The following is a 15,999-nucleotide window of genomic DNA, read 5'->3' as shown; positions in this document are numbered from 1 at the left end:
GGGGTGGCACCGCCGGAAGGCCGCCTGCGCGGTAACCTCACGAGCACCAAGACCGCAGACCCTTGAGGAGGGCCCGTGTCGGCAGGGCAGATCGCCGCGCTGATCGCCGCAGGAGCATTCGTCGTACTCGTCGTGCTGCTGGCGATCGTGCTGTTCAAGCTCGGCCGGACCCTGGACGAGGCCACGATCGCCATCCGCAAGGCGCACGAGAACACCGACCCGCTGCTGATCGGCGCGAACGAGACGATCACGCACGTCAACACGCAGCTGGAGCGGGTCGACGGCATCACGGCCAACGCGCAGGCCGTCTCCGGCAACGTGTCCGCGCTGTCGTCGGTGTTCACCGCGACGCTCGGTGGTCCGCTGGTGAAGACGGCCGCGCTGTCCTACGGCCTCAGCAAGGCCATCAAGGCCCGCCGGAAGAAGGCGGAAGCGAAAGCCTCCCGTCCGGCGAGGAAGCGGGGCCGCAAATGAAGCGCCTGTTCTGGCTCGGCGTCGGCGTGGTCGCCGGGGTCGCCCTGTCACGCAAAGCGACGGAAACCGCTCGCCAGGCCACGCCCGCGGGGTTAGCCTCGAACCTGGGCGACGCCGTGCGGGAACTCGCGGGCGCCGTCGGTTCGTTCGGCGCGGAGGTCCGCGCCGGGATGAGCGAGCGGGAACAGGAGTTGCACGACATGGTGTCCGAACGGACCGGCTTGAGCACGGCCCCCGTGACCGAGGGCAGGCACGCGGCACAGTCGCGGCGCCCGGTCCGGCGAGCTCGCCGGGCGGAGGGCTGATCGGGTCGCGCCCGCGACCGGAAGATCCCCAGCCCTTCGCCGTTCCCGCCTGTCCGCATTCCCAGCGCCTTCGCGCGAGCCCGTATACAAGGACGATCCCGTGGAAACACACGAAATCACGAAGCGTTTTCTGAGCCATTTCGAGAACAAGGGACATACGCGCGTCCCGAGCGCGCCGCTGATCCTCGACGACCCGAACCTGCTCTTCGTCAACGCCGGCATGGTCCAGTTCAAGCCGTACTTCCTCGGCGAGGCCCCGCCGCCGTACCCGCGCGCGACCAGCGTCCAGAAATGCGTCCGCACGCCGGACATCGACGAGGTCGGCAAGACGACCCGGCACAACACCTTCTTCCAGATGGCCGGGAACTTCTCCTTCGGCGACTACTTCAAGGAAGGCGCCATCGAGGCGGCCTGGGAGCTGATCACCAAGCCCCAGAGCGAAGGCGGCTACGGCCTCGACCCGGCGCGCATCTGGGCGACCGTCTACGAGGACGACGCCGAGGCGGCGGGTCTGTGGAAGAAGCTCACCGGCCTGCCCGGCGAGCGCATCCAGTCCCGTGACGGCAAGGACAACTACTGGGACATGGGCGTGCCCGGTCCCGGCGGTCCGTGCTCGGAGATCTACTACGACCGCGGCCCGGACTACGGCCGCGAGGGCGGCCCGGTCGCCGACGAGGACCGCTACATCGAGATCTGGAACCTCGTCTTCATGCAGGACGTGCGGGGCGACAAGAGCCCGAAGCACGGCCACAAGCCGATCGGTGAGCTGCCGAAGAAGAACATCGACACCGGGATGGGTGTCGAGCGGGTCGCGACGATCCTGCAGGGCGTCGAGAACGTCTACGAGACCGACCTCGTCCGCCCGGTGATCGGCCGCGCCGAGGAGTTCTCCGGCCGCCGTTACGGCTCCGACCACACCGACGACGTCCGCTTCCGCGTCATCGCCGATCACGCCCGCACCGGTGTGCTGCTCATCGGCGACGGCGTCACCCCGGGCAACGACGGCCGCGGCTACGTGCTGCGCCGTCTGCTGCGCCGCATCATCCGTTCCGCGCGCCTGCTCGGCGTGCACGAGCCGGTGCTGCCCGCCTTCGCCGCGGTCGTCCGCGACACGATGGGCCCGACGTACCCCGAGCTGGTGTCCGGTTTCGACCGCATCGAGGACGTCGTGCGCGTCGAGGAGGAGGCCTTCCTCTCCACGCTCACCAGCGGTTCGCGCATCTTCGACCTCGCGGCCGAGGAGACCAAGCGCTCCGGTGGCTCGCTGCTGGCCGGCGACAAGGCGTTCCAGCTGCACGACACCTACGGCTTCCCGATCGACCTGACCCTGGAGATGGCGTCCGAGCAGGGCCTGACCGTCGACGAAGAGGGCTTCCGCACGCTCATGAACGAGCAGCGGCAGCGCGCGAAGGCCGACGCGGCGTCGCGCAAGACCGGTCACGGCGACCTGTCCGAGTACCGCAAGGTGCTGGAGCAGCACGGCGAGACCGAATTCCTCGGTTACACCGACCTGCAGGCCGAGGCGAAGGTCGTCGCGCTGCTGGAAGACGGCGTGCCGGTCTCCCGCGTCGGCGCGGGCAAGAAGGCGGAGCTGGTCCTGGACCGCACGCCGTTCTACGCCGAGAGCGGTGGCCAGGTCGCCGACACCGGGGTGCTGCTCGGCGACGGCGTCGAGCTCAAGGTCCACGACGTGCAGAAGATCGTGCCGGGCCTGTTCGTGCACCGGGTCGAGGTGCTCGACGGCGAGATCGGCATCGGCGGCGCGCTGACCGGTTCGGTCGACCAGCACCGACGCCTGTCGATCGAGCGGTCGCACTCCGCGACGCACCTGGTGCACGCCGCCGTGCGCGGCGCGTACGGCAAGCGCGCGGCGCAGGCCGGTTCGCTGAACTCGCCGGGCCGGATGCGCTTCGACTTCACCACCTCCGGCGGGGTGTCGGCCGACGTGCTGACCGAGGTCGAGGAGGAGGTCAACGACTACCTCCAGACCAACGTCGAGGTGAACACCTTCGTCACCACGAAGGACAAGGCCCTCGAACTGGGCGCGGTCGCGCTGTTCGGTGAGAAGTACGGCAACGACGTCCGCGTCGTCGACATGGGCGAATACTCCCGCGAACTCTGCGGTGGCACCCACGTCGACCGCATCGGGCAGCTCGGCCTGGTGAAGCTCGTGGGCGACTCGTCCATCGGTTCCGGCGTGCACCGCGTCGAGGCGCTCGTCGGCACGGACGCGCTCAAGTACGTCCGCAAGGAGCAGCTGCTCGTCTCGCAGCTCGCGAGCACCTTCAAGGTGCCCTCGGAGCAGCTGCCGTCGCGGATCGACGACGTGCTCACCCGCCTCAAGAACGCCGAGAAGGAGATCGAGCAGCTGCGCACCCAGCAGGTGCTCGGCTCGGCGGGATCGCTCGCGGACAAGGCCGAGGACATCGGCGGGATCGCGGTCGTCGCGGAGAAGCTCGGCGAAGGCGTCGACTCGAACGGTCTGCGTGCGCTGGCTTCGGACATCCGCGGCAGGCTCGGCGACCGGCCCGGCATCGTCGCGCTGTTCGCCCCGCAAGGCGAGAAGGTCGCCTTCGTCGTCGCCACCACGAAGGCGGCGCAGGCGAAGGGCGTCGCGGCGGGCAAGCTCGTCCCGTCGTTCGCCGAGGCGATCGGCGGCCGTGGCGGCGGCAAGCCGGACATGGCCCAAGGCGGGGGTACCAACCCGGCCGGGGCCGACCAGGCCATCGCCTCCCTCCGCGCGGCGGTCGCCCAAGTTGGCTGACGACGCCCCTCAGCGGCGCCCGGATCGGCCTGGGGAGTCCGATCCGGGGCGCGGCAGGCGGCTCGGGGTGGATGTCGGATCCGTCCGGGTCGGGATCGCGCTCAGCGATCCCGACCCCATCCTCGCGAGCCCGCTCGTTACCCTCACTCGCGACGCTGCGGCCGACAAGGACGTCGACCAGCTCGTCGAACTCGTCACGGAACACGACGTGGTCGAAGTCGTCGTCGGCCTGCCGAGGACGCTCAAGGACCGTCACGGCCCGGCGGCCGAAGCGGCACTCGACTACGCCGGAAAGCTCGCCGCCAGGATCGCCCCGGTACCGGTGCGACTGGCCGACGAGCGGTTGACCACGGTGACGGCATCCAGGATGCTGTCGCAGCGTGGGGTGAAGGGACGTAAGCAACGTGCCGTCGTCGATCAGGCGGCCGCGGTCGAGATCCTGCAGGCGTGGATCGACGCGGTAGCGGCACATCGCGCACGGAAGGGCGACACATGACCGAGCCCCACGGCCGGCCCGAACGCCGTCAGGGCGGAAGACGACGGTTGCGGGAGCCTGAAGAGGCCATCCAGCCACCGGCCCCGCCACGTCGACGGCCCGAGCCCCAGCCGACGGGACGACGGCACATCCGCGAGGAGCCGCCCGTACGGCGTCCGGCGGAAGAACCGCCGCGGGCCCGCCGGTCACCGGAAGAGCCACCGCCGCGGGCCCGGCGCGCCGCCGACGAGCCGCCGCCCCGGGCACCGCGTCCGGCCCCGGCCAGGCGGGCTCCGGAACAGGCGGTCCCTCCGCCGCCTCCCGCGCCGCAGCGGCGGTCCCCCCAGCCGGGTGACCGGGGTATCGGCATGCCCGCCTACGCCGAGGACGAGACCCCCCGCCCCGGCCGCCGCAGGCGCCGCGAGGACGACGGTCCGCTCCCGGACGAGCGGCCGACCGACATCCTCCCCGCGATCCAGGAGGCGCCGCTGGCCCGGCGCCCCGGCGCGGCTCCTTCTTCGCCGCCTCAAGGCAGCGAAGAGGAATACAACGAGATCTTCGGCGACGACGCGTACGACGACTATGACGAGTACGACGACTACGAGGATTACGAGGAATACGACGACGAGGACCGTGCCGAACCGGAACGCATCGAGGACGAGCGCCCGGAACGTCAGGGGCCGCCGCCCAAGAAGCGCAAGAAGAAGCGCGCGCTGGGCTGGATCGCCGCGCTGACGGTGCTCGTCCTGCTCGCCGGCGGCGCCTACTACGGCTTCACCGAGATCTTCGGCTACGACGACTACGAGGGCGCCGGCGAGAGCGACGTCCTCGTCCAGGTGGAGAAGGGCGACTCGACGTCGGCGATCGGCAACCGGCTGCAGGCGGCCGGTGTGGTCGCCAGCGGCAAGGCGTTCGTGAAGGCGGGCGAGGACAACACCGCCGTCTCGCGGCTCCAGCAGGGCTACTACGTCATGAAGACGAAGATGTCCGGGGCCAGCGCGGTCGAGAAGATGATCGCCCCCGCGTCGAAGGTCGGCCAGGTCGAAATCCGGCCGTACACCCAGTTCCACGACATCACCCAGCCCGACGGCAAGGTGACGCCCGGGGTGTACACGTTGCTGTCCAAGGCTTCCTGCGCCGACCTGAACGGCACGAGCACCTGTGTGCCGGTCGAGGAACTGCGCAAGACGATCGAGACCGCGGATCTGGCGAAACTGGGCGTCCCGGCGTGGGCCATCGAGCCCGCGACGAAGGCCGAGCACAAGGACCGCCGCCTCGAAGGACTGATCGCCCCGGGTATCTACGACATCAAGCCCGGCTGGACGGCCGAAGAACTGCTCACCTACGTCGTGAAGACGTCGGCGGACCGCATCCTCAACGCCGGGCTGAGCGAGCAGTCGAAGGGCGAGGGGAAAACGCCGTACGAGACGCTCGTCATCGCGTCGATCATCGAACGCGAGGCGGTGAAGGCCGACTTCGGGAAGATCTCGCGGGTCATCTACAACCGGATCGACGAGAAGATGCGGCTCGAAATGGACTCGACGGTCAACTACGTCCTCGACCGGCCGACCCTGCTCACCAAACCCGAAGAACGGGAAAAAGCGGGCGCCTACAACACCTACAAGTCGGTCGGCCTGACCCCGACACCGATCGCGGTCCCGAGTGCGGAGGCCATCCAAGCCGCGCTGAAGCCGACGGCGGGGGAGTGGCTGTTCTTCGTCAAATGCGAGAAGAACGGGCTTTCCTGCTTCGCGGTGACCTTCGACGACCACCGGAAGAACCGGGATGACGCGGTGAGGCGCGGTGTCATCTGACCGCAAGGCCGCGATCCTCGGGAAACCGGTCGAACACTCGCTCTCGCCCGTGCTGCACGGTGCCGCGTTCCGCGCGCTGGGCCTGGACGGCTGGACCTATGAGCGGGTCGAGATGGACGGTCCCGGGCTGCCCGCGTTCGTCGACGGCCTCGGTCCGGAGTGGACCGGGCTCTCGGTGACGATGCCCGGGAAACGGGCCGCACTGGACCACGCCGACGAGGTCACGCCACGCGCGGCGGCGGTCGGCGCGGCGAACACGCTGGTGCGCCGGGAATCCGGCTGGCTGGCGGACTGCACCGACGTCGACGGCGTCACCGAGGCGCTGCGGATCGCGGGGGAGTACTCGCCCGGCCCGGACGACGCCGCCGTCGTTCTCGGTGCGGGCGGGACGGCAGCCGCGGCCGTCGTCGGGCTGGCCTCGCTCGGCGTGCGGACGGTCCGGCTCGTCGTGCGGGATCCGGCGCGGGCGACGGAAACGGTCGAGGCGGCTCAGCGGGCCGGGCTCGACGTCGAGGTCCTGCGCTGGGCCGAGGCCGACTTCGCGAAGCTCGCGGCGGATTCGGCGGTGCTGGTGAACACCGTGCCCCCGGACGCCGTGCGGTCGCATCTGGCGGAGCTGTCCGGGATCGGATGCGTCCTCGACGTCATCTACCACCCGTGGCCGACCGCGCTCGCCGAAGCCGTCGCCGAGCGGGGCGGGCGGCTCGCGACCGGGCTGGACATGTTGCTGCATCAGGCTTTCGGGCAGTCCGAGTACTTCACCGGGCAGCCGGCGCCGCGGGCGGAGATGCGGGACGCGCTGCGTGAGGCGACCGGCGGGATCCTTTCCCTGCCGATCGGCTGAGGTACATGAAGGCCCCCTTCCTTGCGTCTAGCGCAAGGAAGGGGGCCTTCATGTACCCAGAACAGGACCGGTGAGCGGAACCTTCTTCGGTGAAAGCGCCTGACAAGATCGCCTGGGTTCGATAATCTGGCCGACTGCCTTGAGGAAGGAACAAGGGGTCGATGCCTAAACCAGATCGAGACCACTACACCGAAGAAGACATCAACAACTCGTGGGTCGATGAGGCTCCGGTCATGAATTCCACCGTCACCCTGGCCGAATACGACCCGGCGTGGCCTGAGCTGTTCGACCGGGAAGCCAAGCGCATCAGGGGGATCCTGGGGGAACGCGCGCTGGTCCTGGAGCATGTCGGCTCCACGTCGGTGCCGGGACTGTGCGCGAAACCGATCATCGACATCATGCTGATCGTCGCGGATTCGGACGACGAGGACACCTACGTGCCGCAGCTGGAGGCCGAGGGCTACAAACTCGTCATCCGCGAGCCGGAGTGGGAGAAGCACCGCTGCTTCAAAGGGCCGGACACGAACATCAACCTGCATGTCTACTCGCCGGACAACGGCCAGACCGAGCGCTACCGCCTCTTCCGCGACCGGCTCATCGCGCACGAGGACGAGCGGAAGCTCTACGAGGCCAAGAAACGCGAACTGGCGTCGCGCACCTGGAAGTACATCCAGCATTACGCCGACGCCAAGAACGACGTGGTCGACGAGATCATCGAGCGGGCGCGCGCGGCCCAGTACGACGGGTTCGCGCGGCTCTACGCGGCGCACGCCGAGACCAGTAGCACCAACGCCCACTACGACCGTCCCGCCATCGTGGAACTGGCCGGGGACGTGGCGGGCAAGCGGGTGCTGGACGTCGGCAGCGCGGCGGGACATCTCAGCGCCCTGCTCGCCGAGAAGGGTGCGGACGTCCTCGGTGTCGACGCCAGCTCGGGCATGGTCGCCGTCGCCAGGGAGAAGTTCGGGCACGTCGCGAAATTCGAGGTGGCGGACGTTTCGCGGCCGATGCCCTTCGTGGAGGACGCCTCGATCGACGTCATCACGGCGTCGCTGGTGCTGCACTACCTGAAGGAGTGGGCGCCGGCGCTGGCGGAGTTCCGGCGGGTGCTCAAACCGGGCGGGCTCCTGGTGTTCTCGGTGCATCATCCGGGCGAGGACTGGCGGTGGTTCGAAAAGCGGAACTACTTCCAGCTCGAACTCCTGGAGGACGAGTTCCCGCCGGGGCAACAAGTCCGCTTCTACCGGCGGCCGTTGAGCTGGACGTTCGGCGCGGTGCGGGACGCCGGGTTCGCCGTCGACAGGCTCGTCGAGCCGATGCCGGACGAGGCGATCGCCGAATCGGACCCGCGGTGGTACGCGAAACTGCGGACCGAACCGCGGTTCCTGTACTTCCGGACCGTCCGGGAGCCCTGACCCCACGCCGCGTTTAGTCCTCTGGATGCGGTTTTTCCCTATCGCATTCAGAGGACTAAATGCGTGTCAGGCGACGTCGTCCCGCTTCGACAGGTCCCGGATCAGCGAAACGATCTCCCGGCTGACCGGCCGCAGCACCCGCAACCGTGAAAGCCCCACCAGCCGCGCGATCAGCGGCACCGTCCGTTCCACCAGGATCCGGCTGCGTTTCTGCCCGGCGGACCGGTCGTGGACCCAGAACAGCACGACCCCCATCTGGTACAGCCACAGCAGATCGGGCAGGTCGTCGCGCAGATCCGGGTCGAGTTTGACGTCGGAGTCGGCGATGACGTCGCGCATCAGGCCGACGGAGGCGTCCCGCGCCGGCGAAGACTCCTCGCTGAACGGGCTCAGCGGCGAGTCCGGGTCGGCGGCGTTGACGAAGAACTGGGTGCCGAAGCGGTGGTACGGCTCGGCGACGTCGAGCCAGGTGAGCAGGACGGTCTTGAGGCGGGCGCTGAAGTCCCGCTCACCTTCGATCGCCTGGCGCGCGTCCGTCAGGTGCGCCTTCGCGATCTCGTCGTAGAAACCCTGGATCAGCTGGTCTTTCGAGGCGAAGTAGTAGTAGGCGTTCCCGACCGACACGCCCGCTTCGGCGGCGATGGCCCGCATGGTCGTGCGGTCGTAGCCGTTCTCCGCGAACAGCCGCAACGCGGTCGCCACGATCAGTGACCTGGTTTCCTCACTCTTCGCCACCACTGCACGTTATCCGGTCAGGGCGCGGGGTGCGGAGCGGGCGCCGGGTAGCCGGGGTAGGGCGGCGGCACCGGCGCGGGCCGTTCGGTGGCGTGGCTGAGGTGCTTGCGCCGGATCCCGTTGAACACCAGCACGTTCCCGACGTGCATCACGCCGAGCACGAGTGCCACGGTGCCGACCTTGACCGACAGCATCTCGAAGACGTCGCGTGCGTCGAGGACGGTGTCGTCGCTGGTCAGGAACAGGGTCACGAAACCCAGGCTGACCAGGTAGAACCCGACGACGAGCAGCTGGTTCACCGAATGCGCCAGCGCTTGTTTGTCCTGGAAGACGTCTTCCAGGAACGTCTTGCCGTGCCTGCTCAGCGTACGCGCGACCAGCACGGTCAACGGCACGGTGATGACCAGGTAGAGCGCGTAGGCCATGACTACGGGTTGCATGGGGACCTCCTTTTGAACGTGTTCAAGAAGAACCGTAGCCCAGATTTTGAACGCGTTCAAGAGATGCTGTTCACCTGAACCTCACCCCAGCGGCTACGAGGGATGCGTAAGGTCGCCTCGAACTCTGGGAGGTAAGGAACGTGAAACGCATCGCCGCCGTGCTCACTTCGGGCGCCTTGCTCGCCGGGACGCTGCTGGCCGCCACACCGGCGGAAGCCGCCGCCGGGCGGAACGTCCGCTTCGCGACGTACAACGCTTCGCTCAACCGCGGGGCCGCCGGTCAGCTCGTGACCGACCTGTCGCAGCCGGGCAACGCGCAGGCGAACGAGGTCGCCGAGGTGATCCAGCGCAACCGGCCCGACGTGCTGCTGATCAACGAATTCGACTACGTGCCCGGCAACCGCGCCGCGGACCTGTTCCGCGAGAACTACCTGAAGCGCGGCCAGAACGGCGCCGCCCCGATCGATTACCCGTACGCCTTCACAGCGCCCTCGAACACCGGCGTCGTGACCGGTTTCGACCTCGACCGCGACGGCAAGGTCGGCGGCGGCAACGACGCGCACGGCTTCGGCCTCTTCGAGGGCCAGTACGGCATGCTCGTGCTGTCGAAGTACCCGATCGACACCAAGGGTGTGCGGACCTTCCAGAAGTTCCTCTGGAAGGACATGCCGGGCGCTCTGCTGCCCGACGACCCGGCCACCCCCGCGCCGAACGACTGGTACTCGCCGCAGGCGCTCGACGTGCTGCGCCTGTCGTCGAAGTCCCATTGGGACGTTCCGATCCGGGTCGGCCGCTCGACCGTGCACTTCCTTGCCGCGCATCCGACGCCGCCCACCTTCGACGGTCCCGAAGACCGCAACGGCACCCGCAACAACGACGAGATCCGCTTCTGGGCGGACTACGTGACCCCGGGCAAGGGCCGCTACATCCACGACGACCGCGGCCGCCGCGGCGGGCTCGGCGCGCACGAGAAGTTCGTCATCGCCGGCGACCACAACTCCGACCCGCTCGACGGCGACAGCGTCCCAGGCGCCATCTCACGCCTGCTGAACGCGCCGCGCGTCATCGAGACCCGGCCGGGGAGCGAAGGCGGCGTACGGGCCGCTCAGGACCAGGCGGGCGCCAACATCGGGCAGAAGGGCGACCCGTACTTCGACACCGGCGACTTCAACGACAAGGCGCCGGGGAATCTGCGGATCGACTACGTCCTGCCGTCGAAGGGCCTGTTCCCCTGGCACGCCGAGGTCTTCTGGCCGCTGCCCGATTCGCCGCTGGCCCGGCTCAACGACGCCTCGGACCACCACCTGGTGCGCGTCGACGTGTTCGTCCCGCGCCGGTAGGGCTCAGCGGGCGCCGAGCAGCGCCGCGCCCGGGCCGGTCAAGGTGGCCAGCCCGGTGCTCCGGCCGCTCACGGACAGGAGCAGGTCGACGAGCGGGCCCCGGACTTCCTCGGGGCCCGTTCCGCCGGTCCAGTCGGCGTCCGTGGCGATCAGCCGGAGATCCTTGCAACGTTTCTTCGCGCCCCAGAACGGGCTGACGAGCAGGTGCTCCAGCGCCGCGATGGCGGGCTTCTCCGGCATCGGGCGCGCGATACCGAGCGGGCGGGCGACGTCCTGGCCGTGGATGAGCACGTCGGCGAGCGGGTCGATCGGTTTGGCGCCGGGCGAACGGCGGGCCGATCCGGCGTCCTCGCGGATCTGGGCGACGAGTTCGGCGGGGGAGAACCGGGCGGCGTAGGCGATGGCCTGGTCGGTGTTCATCCGGTCCCAGTTCCCCTTGGCCTTCACGATGCCGGTGAGAGTGTCCTTGAGCCGGTTCCTGGTGGTCTGCGCGAGATGTCCCGCCATCGCGTGGACAGTCCACTCCGGACAGAGTGTCTTGGTGGACCAGTCCTCGTCCTCGAGCCCCTCCAGCAGTTCGGCGAAGCTCAGCCGCTCCGCTTCGGTCCAGGCCAGGATCCCGCCCTCGTGCATCCCGTTCCTCCGGTCACCGTTGTCCGAGCGCCTTGACCGCCTCTTCGGAGGCCTCCATGACGATCGTGTGGTAGCTCTCGATCCGCGAGACGATCGCCTCGCGCGGGCCCGTCAGCCAGGCCTCACTGCCATAGAACTCGCGTTCCTGCCGTTCGTGTTCTTCGAGAGAGCCGAATGCGCGGATCAGGTAGGCCTCTTCGTGTCCGTCCTCGGCGACCAGCGACCGTCCGAAGTCGACGACCCGCAGCCCCGCGCGCTCCAGCAGGGGAACGGACTCTTCGCGCATCACGCGGAGGAATTCCCCGCTCGTCCCGGGTTTCAACCGGTAGGTGCGGACTTCCAGGATCATGGTGGCCTCCCCGGGCATGGTTCCGGCGCCGACTCTAGCCTGGGGAGCATGAAGATCGCGATTCTCGACGACTACCAGGAAGTGGCGCTCGGTTTCGGGGACTGGGACTCCCTCGGTGCCGAGATCGAGGTGTTCACGAAGCCGTTCGCGGATCCCGCCGACGTGGTGGGCCGTCTGCGTGACTTCGAGGTCGTGGTGGCGATGCGCGAACGCACCCGCTTCCCCGCCGAAGTCCTCGACCGGCTGCCCGCGCTCAGGCTGCTGGTGAGCACCGGTCACCGCAACGCCGCGATCGACGTGGCCGCCGCCCGGCGCAACGGCGTGGTCGTCTCGTCCACCGGGTATATCGCGGCCCCCGCGGCCGAGCACACCTGGGCGCTGATCCTCGCCGCCGCGCGGAACGTGCCGGTGGAGTCGCGGAACATGCGCGACGGCGGCTGGCAGACCACCGTCGGCACGATCCTGGCCGGCAAGACGCTCGGGCTGCTCGGGCTCGGCAGGCTCGGCGCCGGCGCGGCCAAGATCGGCCAGGCGTTCGGCATGGAGACCATCGCGTGGAGCCAGAACCTCACCCAGGAGAAGGCCGACCCGCACGGGGTGACCGCGGTGTCGAAGGACGAACTGTTCGCCCGCGCGGACGTCCTGTCGGTCCATCTGGTGCTCAGCGGCCGCAGCCGCGGGCTGGTCGGCGCGCCCGAACTCGCCGCCATGAAGCCGACGGCGATGCTGGTCAACACCTCGCGCGGACCGATCGTGGACGAGGCCGCACTGGTGGACGCCTTGCGCCGCAAGGAGATCGCGGTCGCCGCGCTGGACGTCTACGACGTGGAGCCGTTGCCGTCGGAGCATCCGTTGCGGACGCTGGACAACGTCGTGCTCACCCCGCACATCGGCTACGTCACCCGGGAGGCCTACGAGATCTTCTACCGCGACGCGGTCGAGGACATCGCGGCCTTCCAGGCGGGTTCGCCGATCCGTGTCATGGAGTAGAGCCGCGCAGCTCCGCCAGCACGGCGTCGGTGTAGGGCGGCCAGACCTCGGCCGCCCACGGGCCGAAGGCGCGGTCGGTGAGCGCGACGCAGGCGGCGCCGGCGTCGGGGTCGACCCAGAGGAAGGTGCCGGACTGCCCGAAGTGGCCGAAGGTCCGCGGCGAGCTCGACGAACCGGTCCAATGTGGACTCTTGTGGTCGCGGATCTCGAAGCCGAGGCCCCAGTCGTTCGGCTTCTGGTGGCCGAAGCCGGGCAGGACACCGGAAAGGCCGGGGAAGACCACGGAAGTCGCCTCGCGCGCCGTTTCGGCGGCGATGAGCTTCGGGGCCTGCAGTTCGGCGGCGAACGCGACCAGGTCGTCCACAGTGGACTCCGCGCCCGAAGCGGGGGAGCCGGTCAGCTTGGTCGCCTTCATGCCCAGCGGCTGGAAGAGCGCCTCCGCCTGATAGTCGGCGAAGGGGATGCCGGAATGCTCGGTGAGCGCGTCGGCGAGCTGTTCGAAGCCGGCGTTGGAGTACAGGCGCCGGTTGCCGGGCGCGGCCATCGCCTTGTGCTCGTTGAAGGCCAGGCCCGAGGTGTGCGCGAGCAGATGCCGGATCGTGGAGCCCTCCGGCCCCGCGGGGGTGTCGAGTTCGACGACGCCCTCTTCGATGGCGATCAGCGCGGCGTAGGCCGTGAGCGGTTTGGTCACCGACGCCAGCCGGTACACCTTCGTCGGGTCGCCGTGCGTGCCCAGCACGTCACCGGCGGCGGTCACCACGGCCGTGGCGGCGTTGTCCACCGGCCACTGTTCGATCCTGCGCACGCTTTCCATGCCAACACCCTACGAAGCCCGGGCCGGTCGGGGCGGCCCGGGCTTCGCAGGGATGGGGATCAGGCGTCGAGGTCGGTCGCCACCAGCTCGGCGATGGCGTCGACGGCCGCCTCGGCCCCCTCACCCTCGGCACTGATGATGACCTCGTCGCCGTAACCGGCGGCGAGCGTCATCAGGTTCAGCACGCTGCCGGCCGCGACCGGGTCACCGCCCGCCTTGGCGATGTGCACCGCGACGGGCTGCGCCGCGGCCGCCTTGGCGACCGTCGCCGCGGGCCTGGCGTGCAGGCCCACCTTGCTGGCCACGGTGACGCGTTTCTCCGGCATGTTCTTTCCCTTTCGTGCCTTTGGTTCTGCTGAGCTGAAACTACTTGACGGGCTTCGCCGCGGTGGCTTCGAGATCCGCCTCGATGGCGTCGTCCTCGCGGCCGGGGGTCCGCAGGTTCCACTTCTTGATCACGAACCGGAAGATCACGTAGTAGACGACCGCGTAGGCGAGACCGATCGGGATGAGCAGCCAGACGTTGCCGCTCGCCGCCGGGAGGCCGCTGTTGAGCGCGAAGTCGATCGCACCGGCCGAGAAACCGAAGCCGAGGTGGATGTCGAGCGCGTTCACCAGTGCCAGCGACGTACCGGTCAGGACCGCGTGGATCAGGTACAGCGGCCACGCGACGAACATGAACGAGAACTCGATCGGCTCGGTGATACCGGTCAGGAACGAGGTCAGCGCACCGGCGATCATCACACCGCCGACGATCTTCTTCTGGCTGGGCTTGGCGCTCTGCCAGATCGCCAGCGCCGCGGCGGGGATGGCGAACATGAAGATCGGGAAGAACCCGGTCATGAAGGTGCCGCGGGTCGGGTCGCCCTCGAAGAACTTCGTGAGGTCACCGCCGTCGAAGATGAACCACACCGGCACGTTCAGCAGCTGGTGCAGACCGACCGGGATCAGCAGGCGGTTGAGCACACCGTAGATACCGCCACCGACCACCGGGGCGCCGGTGACCGCTTCGCCCGCGGCCTGGATGCCGTCGTTGACCCAGTGGAAGACCAGGCCCAGCGGCACCGCGAGGACCATCAGGGTCACCGCCGTGATGATCGGAACGAACCGGCGGCCGCCGAAGAAGGCCAGGTACGGCGGCAGCTTGATGCGGTAGAACTTCTGCCACAGCAGGGCGGTGACCAGGCCGACGATCACACCGGCCAGCACGCTGTAAGGCCACTTCATCGGGTTGAGCATCAGGCCTGCGGGCTTCTCGGGGTTCCAGCCGGGCAGCTCGGAGAACGGCGCGAAGACCTGGAGGACGCTGGTGAACACGAAGAAGCCGACCACGGCGGCCAGCCCGGTCGCGCCGTCGCTCTTCCGGGCGAAGCCGACGGCGATACCCACCGCGAACAGGAGCGGGAGCCAGCTGAACAGCGAGTTGCCCGCCGCGCCGAGCACTTCGGCGACCTTGTCCCAGCCGAGGCCGTCCTTGCCGAGGAGGTCGGGTTGGCCGAACCTGTTGAGGAGCGCGGCGGCGGGCAGGGCGGCGATGGGGAGCATGAGGCTACGGCCGAAGCGCTGAAGCCCGGCCAGTCCCTTGCCTTTGCCCTTCGCCCCCTCCGCGGTGGTGGAGCTCATCGGGTACCTCCGTAGTGAGGATGTTGACCGGAATCCGGGGTGTTCCGGTCCAGCTGCATGGTGACCTGGTAGTGATCGCCCCGGTACCAGGAAGTCATGTCTTCGATCGGTTCCCCGTTGACGCTGGAGACCCGGCGGAAGACAAGAAGCGGACTGCCGGCGCGCATGCCGAGCAGGCGTGCCGTTTCGCGGTCCGCGGATTCGGCCCAGACCGTCTGCCACGCGTGATCCGGGCGCAGGTCGTACGACTGGGCGAGTTGGACGTACAACGATCGGGTGAGATCGAGGTCGAGCAGACCGGGCATCCGGCCCGCGTGATACCAGCCGCGTTCGACCGCCAGCGGCACCCCGTCGGCACGGCGGAGCCGGACCAGGTGGTGCGCCGGGGTCCCGGCGGCCAGGCCGAGGGCGTGCGCCGAGGGGGCGGGCGGGACCTCGGTGGCGGTCTTGACGACCTCCGTGGTCGGCGTCATCCCGCGACGGCGCATGTCCTCGGTGAAGGACATCAGGTAGAGCTGCAGTTCCATCCGCCTCGCGGCGGTGAACGTCCCCTTGCCGCGCACCCGCGACAAGAGCCCTTCTTCGACCAGCTTGCCGATCGCCGAACGGACCGTGAGCCTCGACACCTGATAGGTCTCGGCGAGGTCACGTTCCGAGGGGATCGGCGAGCCGGGGGGTAGCTCACGCTCCACCGTGCGGCGCAGAATCTCCCGCAGCTGGGCGTGCTTGGGCGTCGGTCCGTTGATCACACGGTCGGACGGCGGCAGCTGCGCCGAAGCGCTCATGACGGTCACCGTCCTTTCGGGCCGGTCTGTTCGGGTAACCCGTACTCGCATCTGGTCCGGAAGATTGGTACGTTCCGGTCTAGACCAATGATCCGATGGGGCAGGATGCTCCGTCGCACGAGCGGGTGTCAACCACCGTTACGCGTTCGTGGCCAGGGATCGGGTGCGAGTCGGCGAACGGCGTAGTACAGCTGGTTCG

The 15,999-nt window shown here is 69.0% G+C and carries 17 protein-coding genes; 9 read left to right on the top strand and 8 right to left on the bottom strand.

Annotated features, from left to right (window positions below; genetic code table 11):
- Positions 1 to 75 precede the first annotated feature (75 nt).
- The 7 genes from AJAP_RS24980 (at position 76) to AJAP_RS24950 (ending at position 8,091) form a co-directional block, all read left to right on the top strand.
- Positions 76 to 474, top strand: coding sequence for a DUF948 domain-containing protein (locus tag AJAP_RS24980; RefSeq protein WP_037343892.1), 399 nt, complete (start codon positions 76 to 78; stop codon positions 472 to 474).
- The gene (locus tag AJAP_RS24975) at positions 471 to 779 is read left to right on the top strand and encodes a hypothetical protein (protein WP_037343894.1); all 309 of its coding nucleotides are present in this window, start codon (positions 471 to 473) and stop codon (positions 777 to 779) included. Before AJAP_RS24980 ends, AJAP_RS24975 begins: the two co-directional genes overlap by 4 nt.
- 100 nt (positions 780 to 879) lie before the next feature.
- Positions 880 to 3,543, top strand: a complete 2,664-nt coding sequence (gene alaS, locus AJAP_RS24970) for an alanine--tRNA ligase (RefSeq protein ID WP_038515636.1) — start codon at positions 880 to 882, stop codon at positions 3,541 to 3,543.
- The gene (ruvX, locus tag AJAP_RS24965) at positions 3,536 to 4,039 is read left to right on the top strand and encodes a Holliday junction resolvase RuvX (protein WP_038515635.1); all 504 of its coding nucleotides are present in this window, start codon (positions 3,536 to 3,538) and stop codon (positions 4,037 to 4,039) included. The genes alaS and ruvX overlap by 8 nt, the downstream gene beginning before the upstream one ends.
- Before the next feature lie 347 nt (positions 4,040 to 4,386).
- Positions 4,387 to 5,832: an endolytic transglycosylase MltG gene (mltG, locus tag AJAP_RS24960; protein WP_038515633.1), complete on the top strand. Its 1,446-nt coding sequence runs from the start codon at positions 4,387 to 4,389 to the stop codon at positions 5,830 to 5,832.
- Between the two features lie 13 nt (positions 5,833 to 5,845).
- Positions 5,846 to 6,676: a shikimate dehydrogenase gene (locus AJAP_RS24955; RefSeq protein ID WP_038523836.1), complete on the top strand. Its 831-nt coding sequence runs from the start codon at positions 5,846 to 5,848 to the stop codon at positions 6,674 to 6,676.
- A gap of 161 nt (positions 6,677 to 6,837) precedes the next feature.
- Positions 6,838 to 8,091 carry a GrpB family protein gene (locus tag AJAP_RS24950; protein WP_038515632.1) on the top strand — a complete coding sequence of 418 codons (1,254 nt, stop codon included), beginning with the start codon at positions 6,838 to 6,840 and terminating at the stop codon, positions 8,089 to 8,091.
- Between the two features lie 66 nt (positions 8,092 to 8,157).
- Here AJAP_RS24950 and AJAP_RS24945 read toward each other — a convergent pair whose 3' ends face one another.
- Both AJAP_RS24945 and AJAP_RS24940 read right to left on the bottom strand, forming a co-directional pair.
- Positions 8,158 to 8,826, bottom strand: a complete 669-nt coding sequence (locus AJAP_RS24945) for a TetR/AcrR family transcriptional regulator (protein WP_038523833.1) — start codon at positions 8,824 to 8,826, stop codon at positions 8,158 to 8,160.
- Positions 8,827 to 8,843: 17 nt separating this feature from the next.
- Entirely contained in the window at positions 8,844 to 9,266 is a 423-nt protein-coding gene (locus AJAP_RS24940; RefSeq protein ID WP_038515630.1) for a hypothetical protein, read from the bottom strand.
- A gap of 140 nt (positions 9,267 to 9,406) precedes the next feature.
- Between AJAP_RS24940 and AJAP_RS24935 the strand changes: the two genes are divergently transcribed.
- Complete coding sequence (locus AJAP_RS24935) at positions 9,407 to 10,606, top strand: endonuclease/exonuclease/phosphatase family protein (RefSeq protein WP_038515628.1); 1,200 nt, start codon at positions 9,407 to 9,409, stop codon at positions 10,604 to 10,606.
- 3 nt (positions 10,607 to 10,609) lie between these two features.
- On the opposite strand, the gene AJAP_RS24930 is transcribed toward AJAP_RS24935, so the two are convergent.
- Positions 10,610 to 11,239: a maleylpyruvate isomerase family mycothiol-dependent enzyme gene (locus AJAP_RS24930; protein ID WP_038515626.1), complete on the bottom strand. Its 630-nt coding sequence runs from the start codon at positions 11,237 to 11,239 to the stop codon at positions 10,610 to 10,612.
- Positions 11,240 to 11,252: 13 nt separating this feature from the next.
- Positions 11,253 to 11,588, bottom strand: coding sequence for an NIPSNAP family protein (locus AJAP_RS24925; RefSeq protein ID WP_038523830.1), 336 nt, complete (start codon positions 11,586 to 11,588; stop codon positions 11,253 to 11,255).
- Between the two features lie 48 nt (positions 11,589 to 11,636).
- Here AJAP_RS24925 and AJAP_RS24920 point away from each other — a divergent pair, with 48 nt between their 5' ends.
- Positions 11,637 to 12,578, top strand: coding sequence for a D-2-hydroxyacid dehydrogenase family protein (locus AJAP_RS24920; protein ID WP_038515624.1), 942 nt, complete (start codon positions 11,637 to 11,639; stop codon positions 12,576 to 12,578).
- Here the strand turns inward: AJAP_RS24920 and AJAP_RS24915 are convergent.
- Genes AJAP_RS24915 through AJAP_RS24900 form a run of 4 tightly spaced genes read right to left on the bottom strand, consistent with a single transcriptional unit; the run spans position 12,568 to position 15,800 of the window.
- Positions 12,568 to 13,392, bottom strand: coding sequence for a serine hydrolase domain-containing protein (locus AJAP_RS24915; protein ID WP_038515622.1), 825 nt, complete (start codon positions 13,390 to 13,392; stop codon positions 12,568 to 12,570). The two genes, AJAP_RS24920 and AJAP_RS24915, sit on opposite strands and share 11 nt — an antisense overlap.
- Before the next feature lie 59 nt (positions 13,393 to 13,451).
- A complete protein-coding gene (locus AJAP_RS24910; protein ID WP_007031200.1) occupies positions 13,452 to 13,718 on the bottom strand; it encodes an HPr family phosphocarrier protein in 267 nt (88 codons plus the stop codon).
- Between the two features lie 40 nt (positions 13,719 to 13,758).
- Positions 13,759 to 15,015 (bottom strand): PTS transporter subunit EIIC, encoded by a 1,257-nt coding sequence (locus tag AJAP_RS24905; protein ID WP_037343920.1) that lies wholly within the window; start codon positions 15,013 to 15,015, stop codon positions 13,759 to 13,761.
- Complete coding sequence (locus AJAP_RS24900; protein WP_038515621.1) at positions 15,012 to 15,800, bottom strand: GntR family transcriptional regulator; 789 nt, start codon at positions 15,798 to 15,800, stop codon at positions 15,012 to 15,014. Before AJAP_RS24900 ends, AJAP_RS24905 begins: the two co-directional genes overlap by 4 nt.
- Positions 15,801 to 15,999: the final 199 nt, after the last annotated feature.

The sequence above is a fragment of the Amycolatopsis japonica genome (assembly GCF_000732925.1).
In the GTDB taxonomy this organism is placed as follows: domain Bacteria; phylum Actinomycetota; class Actinomycetes; order Mycobacteriales; family Pseudonocardiaceae; genus Amycolatopsis; species Amycolatopsis japonica.
The sequence above is the reverse complement of the archived record's forward strand: the minus strand, read 5'-3'. Positions and strand labels throughout refer to the sequence as shown.

Coding starts and splice junctions, on each gene's coding strand:
- AJAP_RS24975 (WP_037343894.1), top strand. CDS start 471: ATGAAGCGCCTGTTCTGGCTCGGCGTCGGCGTGGTCGCCGGGGTCGCC.
- mltG (WP_038515633.1), top strand. CDS start 4,387: ATGCCCGCCTACGCCGAGGACGAGACCCCCCGCCCCGGCCGCCGCAGG.
- AJAP_RS24950 (WP_038515632.1), top strand. CDS start 6,838: ATGCCTAAACCAGATCGAGACCACTACACCGAAGAAGACATCAACAAC.
- AJAP_RS24940 (WP_038515630.1), bottom strand. CDS start 9,266: ATGCAACCCGTAGTCATGGCCTACGCGCTCTACCTGGTCATCACCGTG.
- AJAP_RS24930 (WP_038515626.1), bottom strand. CDS start 11,239: ATGCACGAGGGCGGGATCCTGGCCTGGACCGAAGCGGAGCGGCTGAGC.
- AJAP_RS24925 (WP_038523830.1), bottom strand. CDS start 11,588: ATGATCCTGGAAGTCCGCACCTACCGGTTGAAACCCGGGACGAGCGGG.
- AJAP_RS24920 (WP_038515624.1), top strand. CDS start 11,637: ATGAAGATCGCGATTCTCGACGACTACCAGGAAGTGGCGCTCGGTTTC.
- AJAP_RS24915 (WP_038515622.1), bottom strand. CDS start 13,392: ATGGAAAGCGTGCGCAGGATCGAACAGTGGCCGGTGGACAACGCCGCC.
- AJAP_RS24910 (WP_007031200.1), bottom strand. CDS start 13,718: ATGCCGGAGAAACGCGTCACCGTGGCCAGCAAGGTGGGCCTGCACGCC.
- AJAP_RS24905 (WP_037343920.1), bottom strand. CDS start 15,015: ATGAGCTCCACCACCGCGGAGGGGGCGAAGGGCAAAGGCAAGGGACTG.
- AJAP_RS24900 (WP_038515621.1), bottom strand. CDS start 15,800: ATGAGCGCTTCGGCGCAGCTGCCGCCGTCCGACCGTGTGATCAACGGA.